The organism is Sphingomonas sp. Leaf230 (assembly GCF_001421745.1).
In the GTDB taxonomy this organism is placed as follows: domain Bacteria; phylum Pseudomonadota; class Alphaproteobacteria; order Sphingomonadales; family Sphingomonadaceae; genus Sphingomonas.
In genome coordinates this window covers 1-19879 of the sequence record NZ_LMKW01000010.1, presented here as the reverse complement: position 1 = coordinate 19879, position 19879 = coordinate 1, and the positions used below count along the sequence as shown (strand labels likewise).

The 19879-nt window shown below is 65.4% G+C and carries 16 protein-coding genes and 1 tRNA gene; 10 read left to right on the top strand and 7 right to left on the bottom strand.

Going from position 1 to position 19879, the window contains the following annotated elements; all coding sequences use genetic code 11:
- Positions 1-4: 4 nt before the first annotated feature.
- From ASE82_RS12055 to ASE82_RS12035, 5 genes are all read left to right on the top strand, one after another.
- Positions 5-538 (top strand): response regulator transcription factor, encoded by a 534-nt coding sequence (locus ASE82_RS12055; RefSeq protein ID WP_056490014.1) that lies wholly within the window; start codon positions 5-7, stop codon positions 536-538.
- 36 nt (positions 539-574) lie between these two features.
- On the top strand, positions 575-1642 hold the full coding sequence (locus tag ASE82_RS12050) for a spore photoproduct lyase family protein (protein WP_056063518.1): 1068 nt from the start codon (positions 575-577) through the stop codon (positions 1640-1642).
- 76 nt (positions 1643-1718) lie between these two features.
- A complete protein-coding gene (locus ASE82_RS12045; protein WP_056063515.1) occupies positions 1719-2516 on the top strand; it encodes a DODA-type extradiol aromatic ring-opening family dioxygenase in 798 nt (265 codons plus the stop codon).
- Positions 2517-2700: 184 nt separating this feature from the next.
- Positions 2701-3273, top strand: a complete 573-nt coding sequence (locus ASE82_RS12040; protein WP_056063511.1) for an NADPH-dependent FMN reductase — start codon at positions 2701-2703, stop codon at positions 3271-3273.
- A gap of 1 nt (position 3274) precedes the next feature.
- A complete protein-coding gene (locus ASE82_RS12035; RefSeq protein WP_056063509.1) occupies positions 3275-4129 on the top strand; it encodes a pirin family protein in 855 nt (284 codons plus the stop codon).
- Here ASE82_RS12035 and ASE82_RS12030 read toward each other — a convergent pair.
- Entirely contained in the window at positions 4126-4983 is an 858-nt protein-coding gene (locus tag ASE82_RS12030) for a peptidylprolyl isomerase (RefSeq protein ID WP_056063506.1), read from the bottom strand. The two genes, ASE82_RS12035 and ASE82_RS12030, sit on opposite strands and share 4 nt — an antisense overlap.
- 88 nt (positions 4984-5071) lie before the next feature.
- Here ASE82_RS12030 and ASE82_RS12025 point away from each other — a divergent pair.
- From ASE82_RS12025 to ASE82_RS12015, 3 genes are all read left to right on the top strand, one after another.
- A tRNA-Ser gene (locus tag ASE82_RS12025) sits at positions 5072-5162 on the top strand.
- Between the two features lie 325 nt (positions 5163-5487).
- Entirely contained in the window at positions 5488-6288 is an 801-nt protein-coding gene (locus tag ASE82_RS12020; RefSeq protein ID WP_056063502.1) for a class I SAM-dependent methyltransferase, read from the top strand.
- Positions 6289-6471: 183 nt separating this feature from the next.
- On the top strand, positions 6472-7758 hold the full coding sequence (locus ASE82_RS12015; protein WP_056064644.1) for a glycoside hydrolase family 130 protein: 1287 nt from the start codon (positions 6472-6474) through the stop codon (positions 7756-7758).
- 247 nt (positions 7759-8005) lie between these two features.
- Here the strand turns inward: ASE82_RS12015 and ASE82_RS12010 are convergent, their stop codons facing one another.
- Entirely contained in the window at positions 8006-8971 is a 966-nt protein-coding gene (locus tag ASE82_RS12010; RefSeq protein WP_056063498.1) for a DUF6607 family protein, read from the bottom strand.
- Between the two features lie 8 nt (positions 8972-8979).
- A complete protein-coding gene (locus ASE82_RS12005) occupies positions 8980-11268 on the bottom strand; it encodes a TonB-dependent hemoglobin/transferrin/lactoferrin family receptor (protein ID WP_235524685.1) in 2289 nt (762 codons plus the stop codon).
- Positions 11269-11347: 79 nt separating this feature from the next.
- On the opposite strand from ASE82_RS12005, the gene ASE82_RS12000 reads away from it, so the two are divergent.
- Positions 11348-12169 (top strand): DUF4198 domain-containing protein, encoded by an 822-nt coding sequence (locus ASE82_RS12000; protein ID WP_082441482.1) that lies wholly within the window; start codon positions 11348-11350, stop codon positions 12167-12169.
- Positions 12170-12197: 28 nt separating this feature from the next.
- On the opposite strand, the gene ASE82_RS11995 is transcribed toward ASE82_RS12000, so the two are convergent.
- A complete protein-coding gene (locus tag ASE82_RS11995; protein WP_056063495.1) occupies positions 12198-12428 on the bottom strand; it encodes an aldo/keto reductase in 231 nt (76 codons plus the stop codon).
- A 24-nt stretch (positions 12429-12452) separates the two neighbouring features.
- The gene (locus ASE82_RS11990; RefSeq protein WP_056063492.1) at positions 12453-13157 is read right to left on the bottom strand and encodes an SDR family NAD(P)-dependent oxidoreductase; all 705 of its coding nucleotides are present in this window, start codon (positions 13155-13157) and stop codon (positions 12453-12455) included.
- A 196-nt stretch (positions 13158-13353) separates the two neighbouring features.
- On the opposite strand from ASE82_RS11990, the gene ASE82_RS11985 reads away from it, so the two are divergent.
- A complete protein-coding gene (locus ASE82_RS11985; protein ID WP_056064635.1) occupies positions 13354-14034 on the top strand; it encodes a haloacid dehalogenase type II in 681 nt (226 codons plus the stop codon).
- An 18-nt stretch (positions 14035-14052) separates the two neighbouring features.
- Here ASE82_RS11985 and ASE82_RS11980 read toward each other — a convergent pair whose 3' ends face one another.
- Both ASE82_RS11980 and ASE82_RS20295 read right to left on the bottom strand, forming a co-directional pair.
- Positions 14053-16548, bottom strand: a complete 2496-nt coding sequence (locus ASE82_RS11980) for a PAS domain S-box protein (protein ID WP_435368541.1) — start codon at positions 16546-16548, stop codon at positions 14053-14055.
- A 211-nt stretch (positions 16549-16759) separates the two neighbouring features.
- Positions 16760-19564, bottom strand: coding sequence for a PAS domain S-box protein (locus ASE82_RS20295; protein ID WP_056063490.1), 2805 nt, complete (start codon positions 19562-19564; stop codon positions 16760-16762).
- Positions 19565-19879 lie beyond the last annotated feature (315 nt).

Below are 19879 nucleotides of genomic sequence, written 5' to 3'. Positions count from 1 at the left end.
CGCCATAACCGAACCGAAACTCCTGGCGATCGTCGAGGACGACGAGACCTTCGCCCGCACGCTCCGCCGCTCGTTCGAACGCCGCGGCTACGAGGTGATGCAGGCCGCCAGCCACGAGGAACTCGTCGAGCAATTGGCCGAGCGCACCCCCCGCTACGCGGTCGTCGACCTGAAGCTGGGCGGCGCGTCCGGCCTCGTCTGCGTCCAGACGCTCCACGCGCACGACCCCGAGATTCTCGTCGTCGTCCTCACTGGCTTCGCCAGCATCGCCACCGCGGTCGAAGCGATCAAGCTCGGCGCCTCGCACTATCTCGTCAAACCCTCGAACACCGACGACATCGAGGCCGCGTTCGATCGCACCGAGGGCAGCGTCGACACCGAATTGTCCGAACGCCCGACCTCGATCAAGACGCTCGAATGGGAGCGGATCCACACCACGCTCGCCGAAACCGACTTCAACATTTCGGAGACCGCGCGCCGTCTCGGCATGCACCGCCGCACGCTTGCGCGAAAGCTCGAGAAACGCCCGGTAAAATAACCGCAACGCTTCGCTGAAGGCGCGCGTTGTCGTTCGATGCCAGCGCCCAAACCCTCCCGACTCTGGCAGCCGAAGCGACTGCTCGCGACCCCGTCCGCGCTGACCTGGGAGCACGGTGCCGAGATTGCCGCGCGCGCAACCGCGCTCGGCGTCCCGGTCACCACGTTGCCGAGCGACCGCCTCAAGCTCGACTTCCCCGACGACTCCCGCCGCGCCTATGCCGAAGCCAAGGCGACGCTCGCACTGGTCGTCGCGCCACCCTCGAAGCGCAAGCTTCAGCCGATCGCCCCCAGCGCCGACTGGCGCATCGACCTCGCCGAAGGCTGCCCCGCGCATTGCGGCTATTGCTACCTCGCCGGCTCGCTCAAAGGGCCGCCCATAACCCGCGTCTACGCGAACCTGCCGGAGATCCTCGCCGAACTCCCCGCACATCTCGGCCAGGGCACCGTCACCTCGCGCTCGACTGCCCGCGCGCACGAAGGCACCACGTTCGAGGCCTCATGCTACACCGACCCGCTCGGCATCGAGCACGTCACCGGATCGCTCTCCGCGCTGATCGCGCATTTTGGCGCATGGGAGGCGGACGTGCAGTTGCGATTCACCACCAAGTTCGATGCGGTCGACCCACTGCTGGGTCTGGACCACCGCGGCCGCACCCGCATGCGCGCCTCGATCAATCCCGCCGCCTATGCACGCTTCGAAGGCGGCACGAGCCCCGTCGCCGCGCGGCTGCTGGCGCTGCGCAAGATGGCGGACGCGGGCTACAGGATCGGCCTGACAGTCGCGCCGATCATCGCCGCCGAGGGCTGGCGCGAGGCGTATGGTGAATTGCTGGCGGAGGCAGGCCAGGTGCTCGCCGACGTGCCCGACGTGACGATCGAGCTGATCACGCATCGCTACACCCCCGGATCGAAGGCGGTGCTCGAAACCTGGTACCCCGGTTCGTCGCTCGATCTCAGCATGGCCAACCGCACCGAGAAGCGCACCAAGTTCGGCTCGGTCAAATACGTCTACGACGCCGACACGATGCGCGCGCTCCGCACCTTCTTCCAGGATGAGATCGCCGCCAAGCTTCCGCAGGCCCGTATTCTCTACTGGACCTGACCGCCGCGCCAACCGGCAACGCAGCGTTGCCATTCGCGGCCTTCCGGTCGCCGCCACCGCCGCCTACCTCGAGACCATGACACACACCCGCCAGCCAACGCTCTTCATCCCGCACGGTGGCGGGCCCTGTTTCTTCATGGACGACCCCGCCGGCACCTGGACCGGCATGGCCGCGTACCTCCGGTCGATCGCCGCCTCGCTGCCCGAGAAGCCCAAGGCGATCCTCGTCGTCTCCGGCCACTGGGAAACGCGCGGCTTCGCGTTCACCGGCGCCGCAACGCCGCCGCTGATCTACGATTACGGCGGCTTCCCGGCGCATACCTACGAGATCCGCTACGACGCGCCCGGCGATCCCGCCTTGGCCACCCGCGCCGCCGACCTGCTCCGCGGTGCCGGCATGACTGCCATTGTCGACCCGACCCGCGGCCTCGATCACGGCGTCTTCATCCCGATGAAGGTCGCGTTCCCCGACGCCGACATCCCGGTCGTGGAGATGTCCGTCGACCGCGATCTCGATCCTACCTTGCACGCCGCCGCCGGCCGCGCACTCGCCCCGCTGCGCGACGAAGGCGTCCTGCTCGTCGGCTCGGGCATGAGCTTCCACAACATGCGCGGCTACGGCGACCCGCGTTTCACCGCGCCGTCCGAAGCTTTCGACCAGTGGCTCACTGCGGCGGTCGAGGCAGAACCAGCCGCCCGAGCGGCAGCGCTAGCCGGGTGGGCCGAAGCCCCCGCCGGCCGCCTCTCGCACCCCCGCGAAGAGCATCTCCTCCCGCTGATGGTCGCCGCCGGCGCCTCCGATCAGCCCGGTACGCAGGTCTACAACGAGCGCGTGCTGCAAACCGCAATCTCCGGCTACCGCTTCGACTGGTGAGGTCAGGGGGCCACCGGCGCTCCACGACCCTCCCCCGCCAGGGGGAGGTGGCGCCGAAGGTGACGGAGGGGGAGGACACGGAACAGCAGTTCTCCCTTTCCTCCCCCTCCGTCTGGCAAGCGCCAGCCACCTCCCCCTGGCGGGGGAGGATCCATTCATCGTTCAATACGCTAAAGGAATTCCCATGGCCCTTCCCGTCCTGCTCGCGATCTCCGGCAGCCTGCGCCGCGGCTCGTACAATACCGCGATCCTGACCACGCTTGGCGACGCGATCACCGACAAGGCCGCGCTGACGGTCTTCGCGCTGAACGACGTACCCCTCTACGACCAAGACGCCGACACCGACACGCCCCCCGCCGCCGTCGCAGCCCTGCGCGCGGCAATCGGCGCTGCCGACGGGATCGTCATCGCCTCCCCCGAATACAACCACGGCATGTCCGGCGTCCTGAAGAACGCGCTCGACTGGTCCTCACGCCCGCATGGCAAGGCGACGCTCACGGGCAAGCCGGTCTTCACGCTCACCTCGTCGCCCGGCGCAGTCGGCGGCGCGCGCGCCCACGCGCAACTCAACGAGACGCTGGCGTCGATCGGCGCCCGCACCGTCCTGCGCCCACAAGCTGTCGTCGGCGCCGTGCACGAGAAGATCGCCGACGGTCGCCTGACCGACCAGCGCACGCTCGACTTCCTCGTGGCCGGCATCGACGACCTGCTCGCCGACATCGCGCGGCCCACCACCGCCGACCGCGAGGCGTCCTGACATGCGCTACGTCCTCAACCAGTATCCCGCCCAGCGCGACGACATCGCCGACCTGGTGACACGACGCCCGCTACCGGGTCCCGGCCTGCCGCAGGTCGATCCGTTCCTGTTCCTCAATCATCACGGTCCGCAGACCTATCGTCCCGGCAACAGCGGCCTCCCGTTCGGCCCGCATCCGCACCGCGGCTTCGAGACGGTCAGCTTCATTCTCGAGGGCGAGATGGCGCATCTCGACAGCGGTGGCCATGAGAGCGTCATCCGCGCGGGCGGTGTCCAGTGGATGACCGCAGGCTCAGGCCTGATCCACGCGGAAATCTCGCCGGCGTCGTTCAAGCGCGACGGCGGCCCGCTCGAGATCCTGCAACTCTGGGTCAACCTCCCCGGCCGGCTCAAGATGACGAAGCCCGCCTATACCGGCCTCCAGCGCGAGGACATTCCCGCGATCCCGGTCGATGGCGGCACCGTAAACCTGATCTCCGGCACGTTCGCCGGACGACAGGGCCCGTTCGAATCGCTGACCGACGTCGCGATGATGACCGTCGAACTCGAAGCCGGCGCCAAGCTCGACCTGCCAGCCCCAACCGGCCGCGCGGTCTTCTTCTACGTCGTCGCCGGCGCCCCCAAGGCCAACGGCACGCAGATCAAGCCGCACCACCTCGCCACGTTTGGCAACGAGGGCGACACGATCACCGTCACGACCGAGGCCCCCGCCACGATCCTCTACGGCCACGCCGACCCGATCGGCGAACCCGTCGTCTCCCACGGCCCCTTCGTCATGAACACCCGCGAAGAGATCGTCCGCGCGATCGAGGACTATAACGCCGGCCTGTTCGGCAAGCCTCCCGTCATCCGCTAGGGCGCTTTCCGCACCGGGGGCAGCGCGGCACAGATGTCGGCGCCCCCGGCAGGCACGGTGAAGAACGGCCCCGCCCGGTTCTCCCGCGACGCGATCCACGCCACGAACCGCGCATTGTCCGCCGACCGGTATTCGAAATGCGGTCGCTCGGCGGCGGGCAGTTCGCTCGCGAGGCGTGCGGACACGATCGGGCTACGCTCCCCCTCGGTCTTGTAGAACCCCAGATCCCCCGTCCCGCGCGGCAGCGACGACAGCCACTCGACCCCGTCGATCACGCGCCCGACTACCGCGATATTCCGGTCCAGCGCACGCGGCGAATGCCCGATCACGGTATACAGCTCAGCGCCACTCCCCGTGCTGGGTGCGAGATCGCGCGCGACGCCGACCATCCCGTAGCAATGCGGCACCCACTCGGTCGCGCTATTGCCCGCGAGCGGCCACCCGTCGCGACTATACCCCGCCCATTCCGCATAAGGATCGCGCTGCGACAGCCGCGCCACCGTCGTCGACCCGGCATGCGAGTATTCCGCCGGCGGGTTGGCCACGACGCCAGCGACAAGCGGCTTCTTCTCCGTCGCATCGCCCCACTGCGCGACGTAATTGTCCTGAACGCGGTACACGCTCGTCCCCGCATCCCACCAATGCGCACGCGCCAACTTGCGTATGTTCGCGACGTGCACCGGCGCATAGCTAGGCGCGAGCCGCACCGTGAACCGGTGCCCATTGGCCAGCGTGAACACCATTAGTTCGTCGTCCGGCACCGCGACCCAGTCCGCCGCAACCGGATCGGACGGGAGCGTCGCGGCGGCCGGAACGGCCTGCGCAAGCATGGCGGCGAGAAGGATATTCAACATCCCCGCAGACTGCCCGAGGCCGTCCCTGCACGCAATCGCTTGCGCGCGCGCGAAACCCGCACTAGCAGACCCGCTTCCAGAGCAATGCGGAGCGGTGGCCGAGTGGTCGAAGGCGCTCGCCTGGAAAGTGAGTATACGTCAAAAGCGTATCGTGGGTTCGAATCCCACCCGCTCCGCCACCATTCCAATTTCACCGTTCTTTCCCGGCCTCCGGGCTTGATTAAGGGCGGCTTTCTGTCGGTTTCGCATGACTGTGGGATGAGCGGTACGTTTGCGTATGCTTACCGAATGTCCGCAGTTGGCATGCCCCCTAGCTCATCCGGGCCGTCCAGAACGGGGTTCGTCGAAGTGATAAGCCACTACCTGGATCTGCCATTAAAAATGTCGCTCACAAAAGGCGTTGGGCGATGCTGGGTGTCCCGGAAACAGCCAAGGCTCTTGAGATTGTGTGATCGGCTCGTGCGGGGCATTGTCGCCGAAGAACCGCTCAGGGAGTGTAACGCTATGAACCGACTGCTCGCCGCCTTGACCTGTATCGTCGCGTTTGGCGCTACCGGGGTGGGGGCACAATCCGTTGCCCCCTCGAAGGACATCGCTGCCGTGCTCGCATCGCCCACGCGGACGCCGGCGAACCGTGCGCGCGATCGCTATCGTCACCCGGCGCAGACTTTGGCCTTTTTCGGCGTCAAGCCGACACAGACGATCGTCGAATTCCTGCCGGCGGGCGGCTGGTATGCCGAGATCCTCGCGCCGCTGGTCAAGGGCCGGGGGCATTATGTCGCGCTGGTGCCGACCGCGCAGGCCGAGCGCACCCGCAGCGCCTTTGCCGCGAAGACCGCGGAGTACGGCGTGACGCAGATCGCGACGATCGACTTCAAGACCGGAGCGTCCTCGATCCCGGCGGGAAGCGCGGATGTGCTGCTGACGTTCCGTAACGTCCACAACCTCTTGATGCAGGACGACCCCGCCGTCGCGGGCCGCGTGTTCAAGGCGTTCTATGCGGCGCTCAAGCCAGGCGGCGTGCTCGGCGTCGTCGATCATCGCCTGCCGGAGGAAATGGACACGGCGCGCGAGAAGACGAGCGGCTACATCAAGAGGTCGACGGTCGTTCGGCTGGCGCAGGAGGCCGGCTTCGCGCTTGCCGCAGAATCGCGGATCAACGCCAACCCCAAGGATACCCACGATCATCCGGAAGGCGTCTGGACGTTGCCGCCGAGCTATCGCTTGAAGGACGTCGATCGCGCGAAATATGCTGCGATCGGCGAGAGCGACCGGTTCACGCTACGGTTCGTAAAGGCGCGATGATCGCACTGGTTCGCGGACCGACAACCGGCGTGCCGAAGGCGTTCTGACGCTGCTGGCAGCGGCGAAGACCAGCTTATGCATGCCCGCCTGGGATCGGGTGCGGCTCGGCATCGTTACCTCAGTTATGCCCGCGAGCGTCCTTTCGCGAGCATGACTGAAGGGCCGATGCCGATGCCGCTGCCGATGAACGCTGCCGATGTCTTCACGACGCTGGATGTCGAGTTGAAGCCCGATCCGTCGCGCACGGTGATCCGGCCGTTCAGCTTCGGCTATCCGAAAGCGTTCGAGGCGGACCGCCCGCCACGCAGCCAGGTCGTCGTGGACCGCGTCCAGGCGCTGGACGATACGATGCGCCAAAGGATGCGCGATCTGCTGCTCACCCCCATGCGCGAGCGCCACCGCAACGCCGAGCAGGTCCTGCTGCGTCGTTTCGATGAGGTACGGCAGGATATAGGGGACGGCGACTTCAACGAGGACGAACGGCTGATCATCGGCGCCTATTTCAGCCAGGAATACGCGTTCGAGTCCGCCGCGCTCTTCAACCCCAGCATCGTTTCCCTGACGCATGAAGAGCCGTCGGTACCGGGCGCGGTTCGCTTCGTCATGTCGCTGCGAGGCATCGGCGAGGGTCATATCTCGTCGATCACGTTCCGCACCGGCGAGTGGGGACCGGGCGATCGGCTGGTGATCGATCCGGCCAGCGCACACGGCGTCCCGCCGCGCATCGAGCGGCAGGATGATGGGTGGGTCCGTCTGCTCTGCGAAGACAGCCGGGACGCGTCCGAGACCGTCATCTTCCCGGTCTTGCCGAGCCAGCGACAGGGCATCGAGGATCTGCGGCTGGTCAACTTCACTGATCACGACGGGGTCCGCAGCGTCATCGGCACGTACACCGCGTTCGACGGCAAGGACGCGCGTCAGGAAATCCTGCGCGGAGTCGACCTGCGCCGGGTCGAGATGAGGGCGCTCGCCGGTGCCATGACCGGCTATAAGGGAATGGCGCTGTTCCCGCGACGGATCGACAACCAGTTCGTGATGCTGGGCCGCCAGGACAGCGAGAACATCTGGCTGCTGCGATCGGACGATCTCTACACGTGGGAGACCGGAACGCCGATCATGGCGCCGAAATACCCCTGGGAGTTCGTGCAGCTGGGCAATTGCGGATCACCGATCGAGATCGACGAGGGCTGGCTGGTTTTCACGCACGGCGTCGGCATGGTCCGGGGATATTGCATCGGTGCCTGCCTGCTCGACAAGGACGATCCGTCGAAGGTGCTCGCCCGCACGGCATCGCCGCTGCTGTTTCCCAGCGCGGAACAACGCGGGGGCTATGTGCCGAACGTGACCTATAGCTGCGGTGCGCTGATCCGGGATCGCCGCATCTTGCTGCCCTATGCGATCGGCGACGAGTATTCGGCGTTTGCCGTGGGAGACGTGGATGACCTGCTGTCCGTGATGACTGCCGACTGACATGTTGGCGTGCCAACGGGAGGGCCTGGTACGTCAGCGATAGCCGCGACCAGCGTCTGAGCCTTGCCGCGTGAAGCACGCCGACGAGCACCAGCGAGACGGTGCCGGACATCGTGACAAGGTTCGTTGCGGCCTTCCGGTTCGTATCGAGACCCTGTGGGCCACCGGTGCAACCAATGGTCTGAGGGACGCAAATCCCTTGAAAGCCCATTTCGTTGCCATCGGTGGCTGGGGTTGGAGCCCTGGATTATGTCCCGGTCTCGCGCTTAACCAATGCTTCGGCCTCCGCCTTTCCGGACTCCTGAGCGGTGTCGCCTGCTGCGATATCATCGGCGAGCAGCATCAACTGGTGACCCGTAGCCGATCCGTTCGACGCGTCCTCCGCGACGTGCACGCCCGAGCGCTTCGCGATCGCGCTGTCCCAGTGGGTGCGGACCGCAGCCCAATAGTCCTTCGTCTTCGCCCAATACGAGTCCGCCGCCGCCACCGCGAAATCGGTCGCTGGGGTGTAGGTGTTGATGACGTATTCGTGGACGTAGGTGGCGGGCTTGCCGTTTTTGATGCCAATCTTGGCGTTGTCCTGCTCGTGGACCCAGCCCGCGGTGGTCAGCACGTGACGGTTGCTGCCGATATAGTGATCATAGGGTGGATTCCGGGTCGCATCGCGACGCGCCAGCGGGCGGCGGGTCTCGTCGCTGGTCCAGCGGGTGGCGCCGTCGTCGTAGCGCCAGCGACCGATTCCGCCATAGCGCGGGGAATCGTCGGTCTGCCACACCGTCTGCGACCAAGCGCCACGCCGTTCGGCTTCCGACAGCGGCCTTAGCGTCCAGCGGCCTGCCGCGGTGTAGACAAGCACGGTCGACGGCTGCCACGTCCAGTCCTGTCGCCAGTGCTTGATCACCATCGTCTTGGCGTTGCCGTCGGTGACGACCAGCAGATGCTGGAGCACGACGTGGTCGGGCGTGTCGACGATCGCGCGGACGACCTCGTGCCCGCCGCTGAGCTTGGCAGGGTAGGGCGTGTAGCCCGCGACCAGCGGCGTCGTCTCGCGCATGTCGAACGTCACCTTGAAGGTGCCGGCCATCGCCAGGATCGACGCGTGATCGCGGGCCTGGTCGCCGTAGATGGCCTGCGTCTGCGCGGAGGCGATCGTCGGCACGACGGGGAGCACGGACAGCGTCAGCCCGGTCGGGAGAAGAAGGGAGCGGAACATCAAAGGCCTCACAGGTTGAGCGAGAAGGAGAGCCCGGCGTTGCGGCCAGGTTGCGAATAAGCGTCGCGGACGACCGAGGTCGAGGTCAGTCCGCGGACGTCGCTCCACCAGAAATACTTCTTGTCGGTGATGTTGAAGATCCCCGCGCGCAGCGTCGCATGATCCATCACGCGCAGCGACGCGGTGGCGTCGAGGATCCAGAACCCTGACGGCGTGAAGCAACTGGTGGCCGCAGTGTTGCAGCTGTTGTTGGTGTCGCCGACCTTCTTGCCCGCGGAGTGCGTGGCGATGACCTCTGCGCGGAACGGCCCGGCCTCGGGTTGGTAGAACACGCCTGCGACGACCTTGACGGGTTCGATGCTGTCGAGCGGTTGCGTGCCGGCGACACCGGTCGTCCGCATCGTGCCCTTGGCGTAGGACGCCGCGGCGCGGACGCCGACCCCGATCGGCAGGCGCGCCTCGCCGCGGGCTTCCAGTCCCTCGATCTTGACGCGGCCGCGGTTGATATACTGGTATACCGCCGGGTCGGCCGCGGTGAAGGCGCCGCTGACCTGGACCTGGTCGATGAAGTTGCGGAAGCGGCTGCTGAACGCGGTTCCACTCAGCGACCAGCCCGTGCCGCTCCACCGGATGCCACCCTCGACGCTGTTGCTCGTCTCGGGCTTGAGGTCGGGATTGGGGACCGAGCGGTAATTCTGCGTGATGTTGGCAAAGCCGTTGTTGATCTGGTTCGGCTCGGGCGGCTTGAAGCCCTGCGCATAGTTGGCGAAGAGCCGGACGCCCTCGGTCAGCTTGGCGACCGCGCCGATCCGCGGCGTCACCTTCGATCCGCTCTGCTCGCGCGGTACGAAGGTCGTGAACAGCGGATCGTTCTGTGGGTTCAGCTTGTAGTGATCGTAGCGGATCGACGGGAACAGCGTCAGCAGGCCGTCTGCGATGGCAATCTCGTCCTGCGCGAACACGCCGACCAGCGTGTAGTCGGTCGTCGGGAAGGCACGGGTCGGATAGACTTCGCCCGCAGGCGCGACGGTGCCGTCTCGCACACCCGTCTGGCGGGTGTGCGAGTAATCGGCGCCATAGGCGAACAGGTGCGTCAACGGCCCGGTCGCGGCGCGGCTTTCGAGCTGCAGCGTGCCGCCGTACACTTCGTTGTCGAAGCGGTTGATGCGCGTGCGATCGGCTGCGGTGTTGCGGTTCTCCGCCGCGGCCTGGAGCGTGAGGCTCTTCTGGTAATAGCCGGCGGCGCGGATACCGCTGACGATGCCGCCGATCAGGGGGGCGCCGATGTAGCGATAGTCGAGCGTGCCGCGGTTGCGCTCTGTCGTGTCGTGCGCGGTGAGCCCGATCACTGACGTTGCCGCGAGTGGAGGCTTGGCGATTGCGCTGAGCACATCGGTGTCGACCACGGAGGAGAAATGCTCGTAGGTCAGGCGCAACCGGTTGGCATCGTTCGGCGCCCAGACGAGGCGGCCGAGCAGCGCGTTGGACTCGATGTCCTGCGGGTTCGCTGTCGTTCGGTCGGTGGTTGGGGTGTCGTTGCTGCCCTTGGTCTCGGTCTCGTGACCGTCGCGGCGGGTATAGGCGACCATCGCCTCGATATCGCCGGTGCGCCCTGCGACCACGAAGCCGTTGGTCCAGCTGTCGTCCGAGGAATCGTAGCTCGAGCGAAGGCCGCCGCCGACCAGCTTGCCGTCGGCCAGGAAATCGCGGGGATCCTTGGTGATGAAGCTGACCGCGCCCGCGACGCCGTCGCTGCCGTAGAGCGCGGAGGCGGGGCCGCGCAGGATCTCGACCGATTTGAGCAGGTCGAGATCGACGTAATCGCCGCGACCCACCGATTGCGCGCCGAAGCTGAACGCGTCGGGCACGCGGACGCCGTCGACGGTGATCAGCACGCGGTTGCCCTCGAGCCCCCGGATGTTGAACCCACTGTCGCGGTCGCGCCCGGTCGAGGATCCGGCGGCGGTGAAGCGCGACGGCGCGCGGCGGACGGTGACGCCTGGCTCGTAGCGCACCAGATCCTTGATGTCGGAGATGAAGCGATCCTCGATCGTCTTCGCGTCGATCACCGACACGGTCGCGGGCACGTCCTCCACCGCCTTTTCGGTGCGCGTCGCGGTGACGGTGATGACCTTGTCCTGACCCTCCGGCTCGGCGGCAGGCGCGGTGGCAGTCGGCTTATCGGCAGCCGAAGCGGGCGCAGCTTCTGCGAGAGCGGGCTCTGCAGCGGCAGGGCCGGCGCCGCCGATCATCAGGGCAATCGGCGAGATGCCCGCCAGTAATTTGGTCAATATCATGTTCGTTGTCCCCACGGTCTGGCGGCTTGCTAGTGAGAATCATTCTCGTTATCAAGTGCCATCGAAAAGGAGCATCGTGATGACGAAGACCAGGGGAAATTGGCGGACGGCGCGAGCGACGGGGGCTCTGGCTCCTGCTATCGCTACCGCACTTGCCCTCGTGTCGGGGCCGTCGGCGGCGCATATGCCGTATGTGCTGCCGAGCGTATTCGACGCGGCGGGACGTGATCGCGTCACGCTCCAGGCATCGTTCACCGAAGACGCCTTCCGGCCCGAGATCGCGATGAAGGACGCGCCGTTCGAGATCACCGGCCCCGATGGAAAGACCGCCAAGCTGGCCGCACCGACGCTGACCACGGACCAGGCGATCGTCGAGGCCGCGCTACCGGCGGACGGTGTGTACCGGCTATCGTCGGGGCAGCGGATCGGCCGTCTGAGCAAGATGTACCGAACCGGCGAAACCTGGACGATCGTGGGCGAGGGCAAGACGCCACCGGCCGGCGCAACGGCAGTCGACGTGCGCAGCACCACGCTGGCGGACGCGTATGTGGTGCGCGGCAAGCCGGGCGCCTCGGGTGCGCTGGCGGCGCGCGGCAAAGCGCTGGAAATCCACCCGCTCGCCGATCCGAGCAGCTACGCGCCGGGTTCAGCGGCCGCGTTCGAAATCCTGTACGAGGGCAAGCCGCTCGCCGGCGAACCCGTGACGCTGTTCCGCGAGGCGGGGTTCTATGACGGACGCAAGCAGGTCGCGACGATGAACAGCGACAAGGCCGGCAAGGTGACGCTGACGCCGTCTGATCCGGGACGGTATCTGGTGCTCGTGCGGTACCGTGCGGCCACGCCGGGGGCAGCGGATGCGTATTCGAGCTTCACCGTGACGCTGGCGTTCGAGGCGATCTGATCGGATCTGATCCGCGCGACGCCACGTCCTAGCCAGGATCGACCAGACCAGCATGACTAACGTCCTGCGAGAATGCGCGGGGTATGATCTCGGGGAGCCTGCTCGGCTGGCTGGCACCGGGAATGACGGCTGCCACCGCCGGGTTCGCCAGCGGGAACTGGAGACCGGCGGCCTTCATGCTCACACCGTGACGATCCGCGATGGCCTTGATCCAAGCCAACTCGTCGAGGATCGCGGGCGCCGCGCTTGCTAGCGGCAACCGGACCGTCTCTCGACCGGCGTTCTAGTGACCCGCAACCTGCCCACCGTCCACATGCAGGATTTCGCCAGTCACGAACTTGGCGTCCTCCAGGTAGAGAATGGCCTGCACCACGTCGGCGACGGTGCCCATTCGGCCAAGCGGGTGATATCCGCCGAGCGTGGCACGCGTCTCGGCTGGATGCATCGGTGTCTCCATGATCCCGGGCGAAATCGCGTTCGCGCGGATACCGCGCGCGGCATATTCGATCGCCAGACTGCGCGTTGCAGCGGCGAGACCTCCCTTGGTCAGTGAGGCGAGGACCGAAGGAAACTCTGCGTTGGCGTGCTCGGCAAGCGTCGTAACGATCTGGACGACGTGACCGCCGCCATTGCGCACCATCGCGGGCAGCGCGTGCCGCGTCATGTGGAAGAAGCCATCGAGGTTGGTCGCGAGGATCTGTCGATACTGCTCATCGGAATAGTCGGTGAACGCCTCGCCGATGAATACGCCGGCATTGTTGACCAGCGTGTCGATCCTGCCGAACCGGTCGAGTGTTCGGGCCGCTACCGCTTCCGCAGTCGCCGGATCACCGACGTCGCCTGCCACGGTGAGCCAGTCGGGCTCATCCGCGGGGGCGATGCTGCGCGACACGCCGACGACGCGCCAGCCGCGCTCGCGGTAGCCGCGGGCGATGCCTTCTCCCAACCCTTGCGATGCCCCCGTGACGATGACGACCTTGCCCGACATTGCAGTTCCTGTGTTCGGTGTTGAACGGGCGGGTCGATGCATTCGGCCCGCAGGGGTCTAACCCCGAACTGTGCTGATTGTGCCACAAGATCAGGAGGTTGCGATGTCGATCGACCGTGGATCATGGATCGGGACACGTCCGACGATCGTTGGGTGAGGGTACATGCTGAACCGCTTTCCCGGGGACCGACGCAAAATGACCGATCGGTCGCTGATCGTATTCGACGTCAATGAGACGTTGCTCGATATAAGCATTCTCGAGCCTCTGTTCGCCGACATTTTTGCAGCCCCCGGTCGGATGCGGGAATGGTTTGCGCAGCTGATCTTGTATTCGGAGGCGCTGTCGCTGGCTGGGCCTTACGTCCCGTTCGGCAAACTGGGCGGCGGTGTCTTGCGGATGCTTGGCCAGATCCACGGCGTCGCGGTGACGGACGATCATGTGCGTCAGCTTGGTGCGCTGATGACGGATATGCCGGTACACGCCGATGTCGCTGTCGGTCTGGCCGTGTTGAAAGACGCCGGGTTCTCGATCGTCACGCTTACCAACTCGCCGAACAGTTCCGGGCCCGATGTGCTCGACCGAGCAGGTCTGGGGTCGATGTTCGACCAGCGGTTTACGGTCGATACCGTGCAGCGCTTCAAGCCGACGCCGGCAACGTACCAACTGGTACAGGACACCATGAAGGCCACACCAGACACGACCTGGCTGATCGCGGCACACACATGGGACACGATCGGTGCGCAGGCGTTCGGATGGAAGGCGGCCTTGGTCACGCGCGGCGTGAACGCGCCCCTCGTCCTGGACGGCATTCCGCAGCCGACGCTGGTTGCGCGCGACGTCGGTGAGGTGGCGCGCGCGATTGCAGCCAGACGATAGCGCCATGCCCGCACGATCCTAGCTAGAGCGTGCGGCGTCTTTCATCATCCCGGCGACCTTGGCCGTCAGCGCTTCCAGCGTGAACGGCTTCGTCAACAGCTCCATGCCGGGTTCGAGATGGCCGTTTCCGACTGCGGCGTTCTCGGCATAGCCGGTGATGAAGAGCACCTTCAGACCCGGCCGCAACGATCGCGCGGCATCGGCGACCTGGCGCCCGTTCATACCGTTGGGCAGCCCGACGTCGGTGATGAGGAGTTCGATCTGGGTCCCCGCCTGCAGCATCTTGAGCCCGGCTGCACCATCGGCCGCACCGATCACGGTGTAGCCCGCTTCGCCAAGAACCTCGTCGATCAGATGACGGATGGTCGCCTCGTCGTCGACGACCAGAACGGTTCCTCTGCCCACGGTCGTCGCGGTAGCGATTGCGGCTTCCTGCTCAGGCAGACCGGCATCGCCGTGGTGGCGCGGCAGATAGATGCAGATCGTCGTTCCGATCCCCAGCTCGGAATAGATCCGGACCTGACCCTCGGACTGGCGGGCAAAACCGTAGATCATCGACAAGCCCAGGCCGGTACCCTCGCCGAGCGGCTTGGTCGTGAAGAACGGTTCGAACGCGCGTTCGATGGTTTCCGCACTCATCCCGGTGCCGGTGTCGGTGACGCAGATCGACAGATATTGGCCGGGCGGCAGATCGCGTTCGCGGCCCGAGCGATCGTCGAGCCATTTGTTGGCGGTCTCGATCGTCAGTCGCCCGCCGTCGGGCATGGCGTCGCGGGCGTTGATGCTGAGGTTGAGGAGAGCGTTTTCCAGCTGGCCCGCATCGATGCAGGCAGGCCAGAGACCGCCCGCACCGACGACCTCGATATCGATCGCGGGCCCGACCGTCCGGCGGAGCAGGTCTTCCATGCCGGCGATCAACCGGTTCACCTCGGTGGGCTTCGGATCGAGCGTCTGGCGTCGCGAGAATGCCAGCAGGCGTTGTGTCAGCGACGCCGCGCGCCGTCCTGCGCCCTGCGCCGCCAGCACGAAGCGGTCGAGATCGTCGAGCCGCCCACGTGCGACGCGCATCTGGAGCAACTCGAGATTGCCCATCATGCCGGTCAGCAGATTGTTGAAATCATGCGCGAGCCCGCCGGTAAGCTGACCGACCGCCTCCATCTTCTGCGCTTGGCGGAGTTGATCCTGGGTATGCGCGAGTTCCGCCTCGCGCGCTTTCTCCGCGGTGATATCCCGACCCGTCGCATAGGTCAGGTCGCCGGCGGGCGCGGCAACCCACGCGATCCATCGGAACGAGCCGTCCTTGTGGCGATAGCGGTTCTGGATATGGGGCTGCTCGCCAGCCTTCGCAGCCTGATAGGCGTCGACCGTGTCCTGGTGATCATCTGGAAGGACGAACTCGTTGACATGACGTCCGACCAGCTCGTCATGCTTATAGCCAAGCACCGTCGTCCATGCAGGATTCACCCGACGGAAGACGCCGTTGAAATCGATGATCAGCATCAGGTCGGGCGAGGTATCCCACATCCGATCGCGTTCGGCGGTTCGCTTGTCGATCTGATCCTCGAGCGTTTCGTTGAGGTCGCGCAATGCATCCTCCGCCGCACGGCGGGCGGAGATGTCGTTGAACAGGATCGCGACCCGTTGATCGACCGCATCGCCAACGCGAAAGGCGTAGACGTCGAACCAGCGACCTAGCGCCGCGGAGCCCTCCTCGAAGCGAACCGGTTCGCCGGTCCGCGCGACCCGTCCGTAGATCTCGTAGAAATGCTCCTCCAGATCGGGGACTGCGTCGCGCAACCAACGGCCCCGGACCGCCTCGACGAAGCCGGTCTGGCGATAGAAGGCCGGGTTCGCCTCGATGACGCGGTAATCGATCGGTGCTGCTGCATCGCCAAGGTCGACCTCGACGATGCAGAACCCGGATTCGATGGAATCGAACAGCGTACGATAGCGCGCGTCGCTGTGGGTCAATTGCTCCCGGCTGACCTGAAGCTCGTCGTAGCGGCGATCGCGGTCCGCGACGGTGCGCCGCAGATCGAGCTGTGCCATGACCTGCCGCGCCAGGACGAGCAGCGTCTCCTGCTGGAGTTCGGTAAATTCCCGCGCACGATGATCCAGGACGCAGAGCGTCCCGATCGCCAGTCCGTCCGCGGTCTTGAGCAACGCGCCGGCATAGGCACGGATGTGCGGGTCCCCGGTGACCAGGGGATTGCAGTCGAACCGGCGATCCTTGGTCAGGTCGGGAACGACGAGGAGATCGTCTTCCAGCAGCGCCTTGACGCAGAACGAACTTTCGAGCGGCGTCTCGCGCACGCCGAGGCCGACTTCCGCCTTGAAGAACTGCCGTCCGTCCCCGACCAGGTTCACGACGGCAATGGGGGCATCGCAGAGCTTGGCAGTAAGCGCTGCCAGCTCGTCGAACGACCGTTCGCGTGGCGAGTCCATCACGTCGTAGCACGCCAACGCCGCCAGCCGGTGCTGCTCGGAATCGTTGAACTCGTCGAGGTTTGCCAATGGTCCGGTTTCTGTCTTGGGAGGTGCGCCAGTGGTCCACTACCACCTCTCTAACGACAGGCAACGCGCAGATTTTGCCTGCTATCCGAACCTCTTGTCCAATATATGACTCAATGCGGTGGTGAATATTGGCAGTACGGCGCACTGTCGGTAGCAACGAAACAGGCAAGGGCACGTCCCGCTCGGTGCAAGTCCCCGTCAGATGATAGCATCACCGCATCGCGATGACCCGGTGTAGCACACTCGATAACTGGTCGATCGAGTAGGGCTTATGGATCAGCTCGAACCCGTGGCTGCTGTCCTGCGCGAGCACGTTGCTGTATCCGCTGGTCAGTACCACCGGCAGGCCGGGATATCGGATCCGTATCGCCTGACCCAATTCGATGCCTGACATGCCGGGCATGACGACATCGGAGAAGACGGCGTCGAACCGGTCGGCCGCGGCTTCCAGTTCGCCGAGCGCATGGGCGGCGTCCTTGGCGAGCACCGTGGTGTAGCCGAGTTCGGCCAAGGCCGACCGGGCAAATTCGCCAACCTGTGGATTGTCTTCGACGACGAGAATGCAGGCGCCATCACCCGACGCGACCTGCCGGGGAGTGTCGTCGCGAACGATCGCGGTCTGCTCTCCCATCATGCGCGGCAGGTACAGCGTGAAGGTCGTGCCGGTGCCGACCTCGCTTTCGACCATGACCTCGCCGCCCGATTGCTTGGCGAAGCCGAACACCTGGCTGAGGCCAAGCCCGGTTCCTTTCCCGACATCCTTGGTCGTGAAGAACGGCTCGAAGATATGATCGATACGATCGGCGGAAATGCCTTCGCCCGTATCAGTGAGCGAGATGGCGATGAAGTCGCCGGCAATGGCCTGGTGCGACCGCACTGAGGGCATGCCGTCGACCGACTCGACACAGATGGTAAGACGCCCGTCGCCATTCATCGCATCGCGCGCGTTTACCGCCATGTTGATGATCGCAGTGTCGAACTGGTTGCGGTCAGCGTGGATATGGCAGGGGCAGGACGCCGACTCTAGTTCGACCTCGACGCGCGAACCGGCAAGCGTCCGCACCATGTCCGCCAGCACCCGAACGCTCTCCTCGGCGTCGAAAGACTCCGGTAGCAGAGCCTGGCGGCGCGCGAAGGCCAGCAGCTGATTCGTCAATTTGGCCGCGCGATCGGCCGTTTCGGCAATCGCCTGAATGTAGCGTTCGCGGCGTTCTTCAGTCAGGTTGGGCCGGCGCAGAAGATCGACCGACCCACGGATGACGGTGAGGAGGTTGTTGAAGTCATGCGCCACGCCGCCCGTGAGGTGCCCCACCGCCTCGACCTTCTGCGCCTGACGAAGCTGATCCTGCGCCGCGTCGAGCTCGATCTGACGCTCCTTTTCGGCGGTGACATCACGCCCCGCGCAATAGAGGAGACCGTTCTCCGGCGCCGCGGTCCAGGACAGCCAAAGATAGGTCCCGTCCCGGTGCCGGAAGCGGTTCTCGAACGCAGCAGTCTCCAAGCCGGCCGCGAGCCGCGCCACCTCGGCGCGAGTCTTCTCATGGTCGTCGGGATGCTCGAGCCACTCGGACGTCCGTCCGATGAACATGTCCTCGCTCCAGCCAAGGATACGCGACCATGCCGGGTTGATGCTCGTCCAGCGTCCCTGCGTATCGGCAACGCCCAGCATGTCGCGCGACAGACGCCAGACGCGGTCGCGTTCGGCTGTACGCTCGGCAACCTGCGCTTCGAGTGTGCCGTTGAGATGGCTGAGTTCGACCGCCAGTTCATGGAGCTCGGCTTCCGCCTTGCGACGGTCGGTGATATCGGATGCCGCGCCGTACCAATGGGTGATTTCACCATGATCGTCGAACAGCGGCACGGCCTGAACCTGGGCCCATCCGAGCGATCCGTCGGCCAGGTAGACCGGATGTTCGATCCTGTATGTATCGCGAGCCTCGATCGCACGCTCGAACTCGGCCCGCACGGCATCCCGGCCTTCCGGCGGGACATAGTCGTTGAGCCAGTTGGCGTTTGCCGCGGGCGTATCCGCCAGGAAGCCGCCACCGGACAATTCTGCCAGCTCGGTCCAGTCCGCGTTGATGAGATAGCGGACCTCGGTCGATGATCGGACCAGCGCGTCGAGGCGTATGGTCAATTCACGGAGTTCGTTCTCCGTCTGGCGGCGCGCGGTGACGTCCTTGAACAGGACCGCGACCTGGTTGTTGCCGGCAGGCTCGATGCGGAAAGCCGACAGTTCCAGATGGCGCCCGGTAGCGTCAAGTTCGCGTTCGAAGCGAGCCGGCTCGCCAGTCCGCAGCACCTCGCCAAAGACGGCGACCCAGCTATCCGCCTCGTCCGGAAATAGATCGCGAACGTTCCGACCCACGACGTCGGTGATGCCTGCATTGCGTGCGTACGCCTCATTGGCTTCGAGATGGACATAATCGCTCAACGGGCCATGCGGGCCGTCGATGAATTCGATGACGCAGAAGCCTTCATCGATGGCCTCGAAGATCGAGCGATATTTCTCACCGCTCAACAGTAGCTGCTGGCTTGCCGACCTGAAGGTCGTGACGTCGACCTGACTACCGAAGAAATACAGCAGGTTTCCGTCGGGATCGTTGACGGGGCTTACGTACAGCTCGTTGATGAACTTAGTCCCGTCCCGCCGGTAATTGACGATGTCGATCGCAATCGGTTCGCGCGCGGCTATGGCGTCGCGTAACTTGGCGACATTCTCCGGCTTCGTGTCGGTACCCTGCAGAAAGCGGCAGTTCTTGCCGATCAGTTCGTCGGCCGAGTAGCCCGACAGTGACGCAAAGGCACGATTGGCGAAGATGATCGGGTTATCGGGCTGATGCGGATCGGTGAGGATCATCGGCATCTGCGAAGTCTGGATGGCCGAAAACAGGACATCCTTGCGAGGTCCGAATTGGCCACTCTCCTCGCTGGCCAGCACCGTTCGAAGAAGGGTTAGCTTCGCTTCCTGGTCGGCATATCGGTCACGTAGGTCGGTCGCAGGGGGCGGGCTCATGGCGACTGTCTACCGCGCGGCTACATGCCTGAAAACAAAGAACAGGAGGAGTTCGAACACCGTCTCGACGGGGCTCAGATCGCTCGGTGCGGCAAATCGGGCCCCCGAACTCCCGTCCTCCTGAACCCTTCCTGGTGCAGATGGTGACAGCTGTCATGCTGCCATTCCCAACTCACGAGACGGATGAACAAGCCTGGGAGCCGGAAACCACTCCGGAGCGTCCGCTTCTCTATCGCGGCCTGAGTCAACAGGCGCAGACCACTCTCCGCCGCCGCGAGTGCGCCGGTTTGAGGAATTGGTAGGCGACGAAAATAC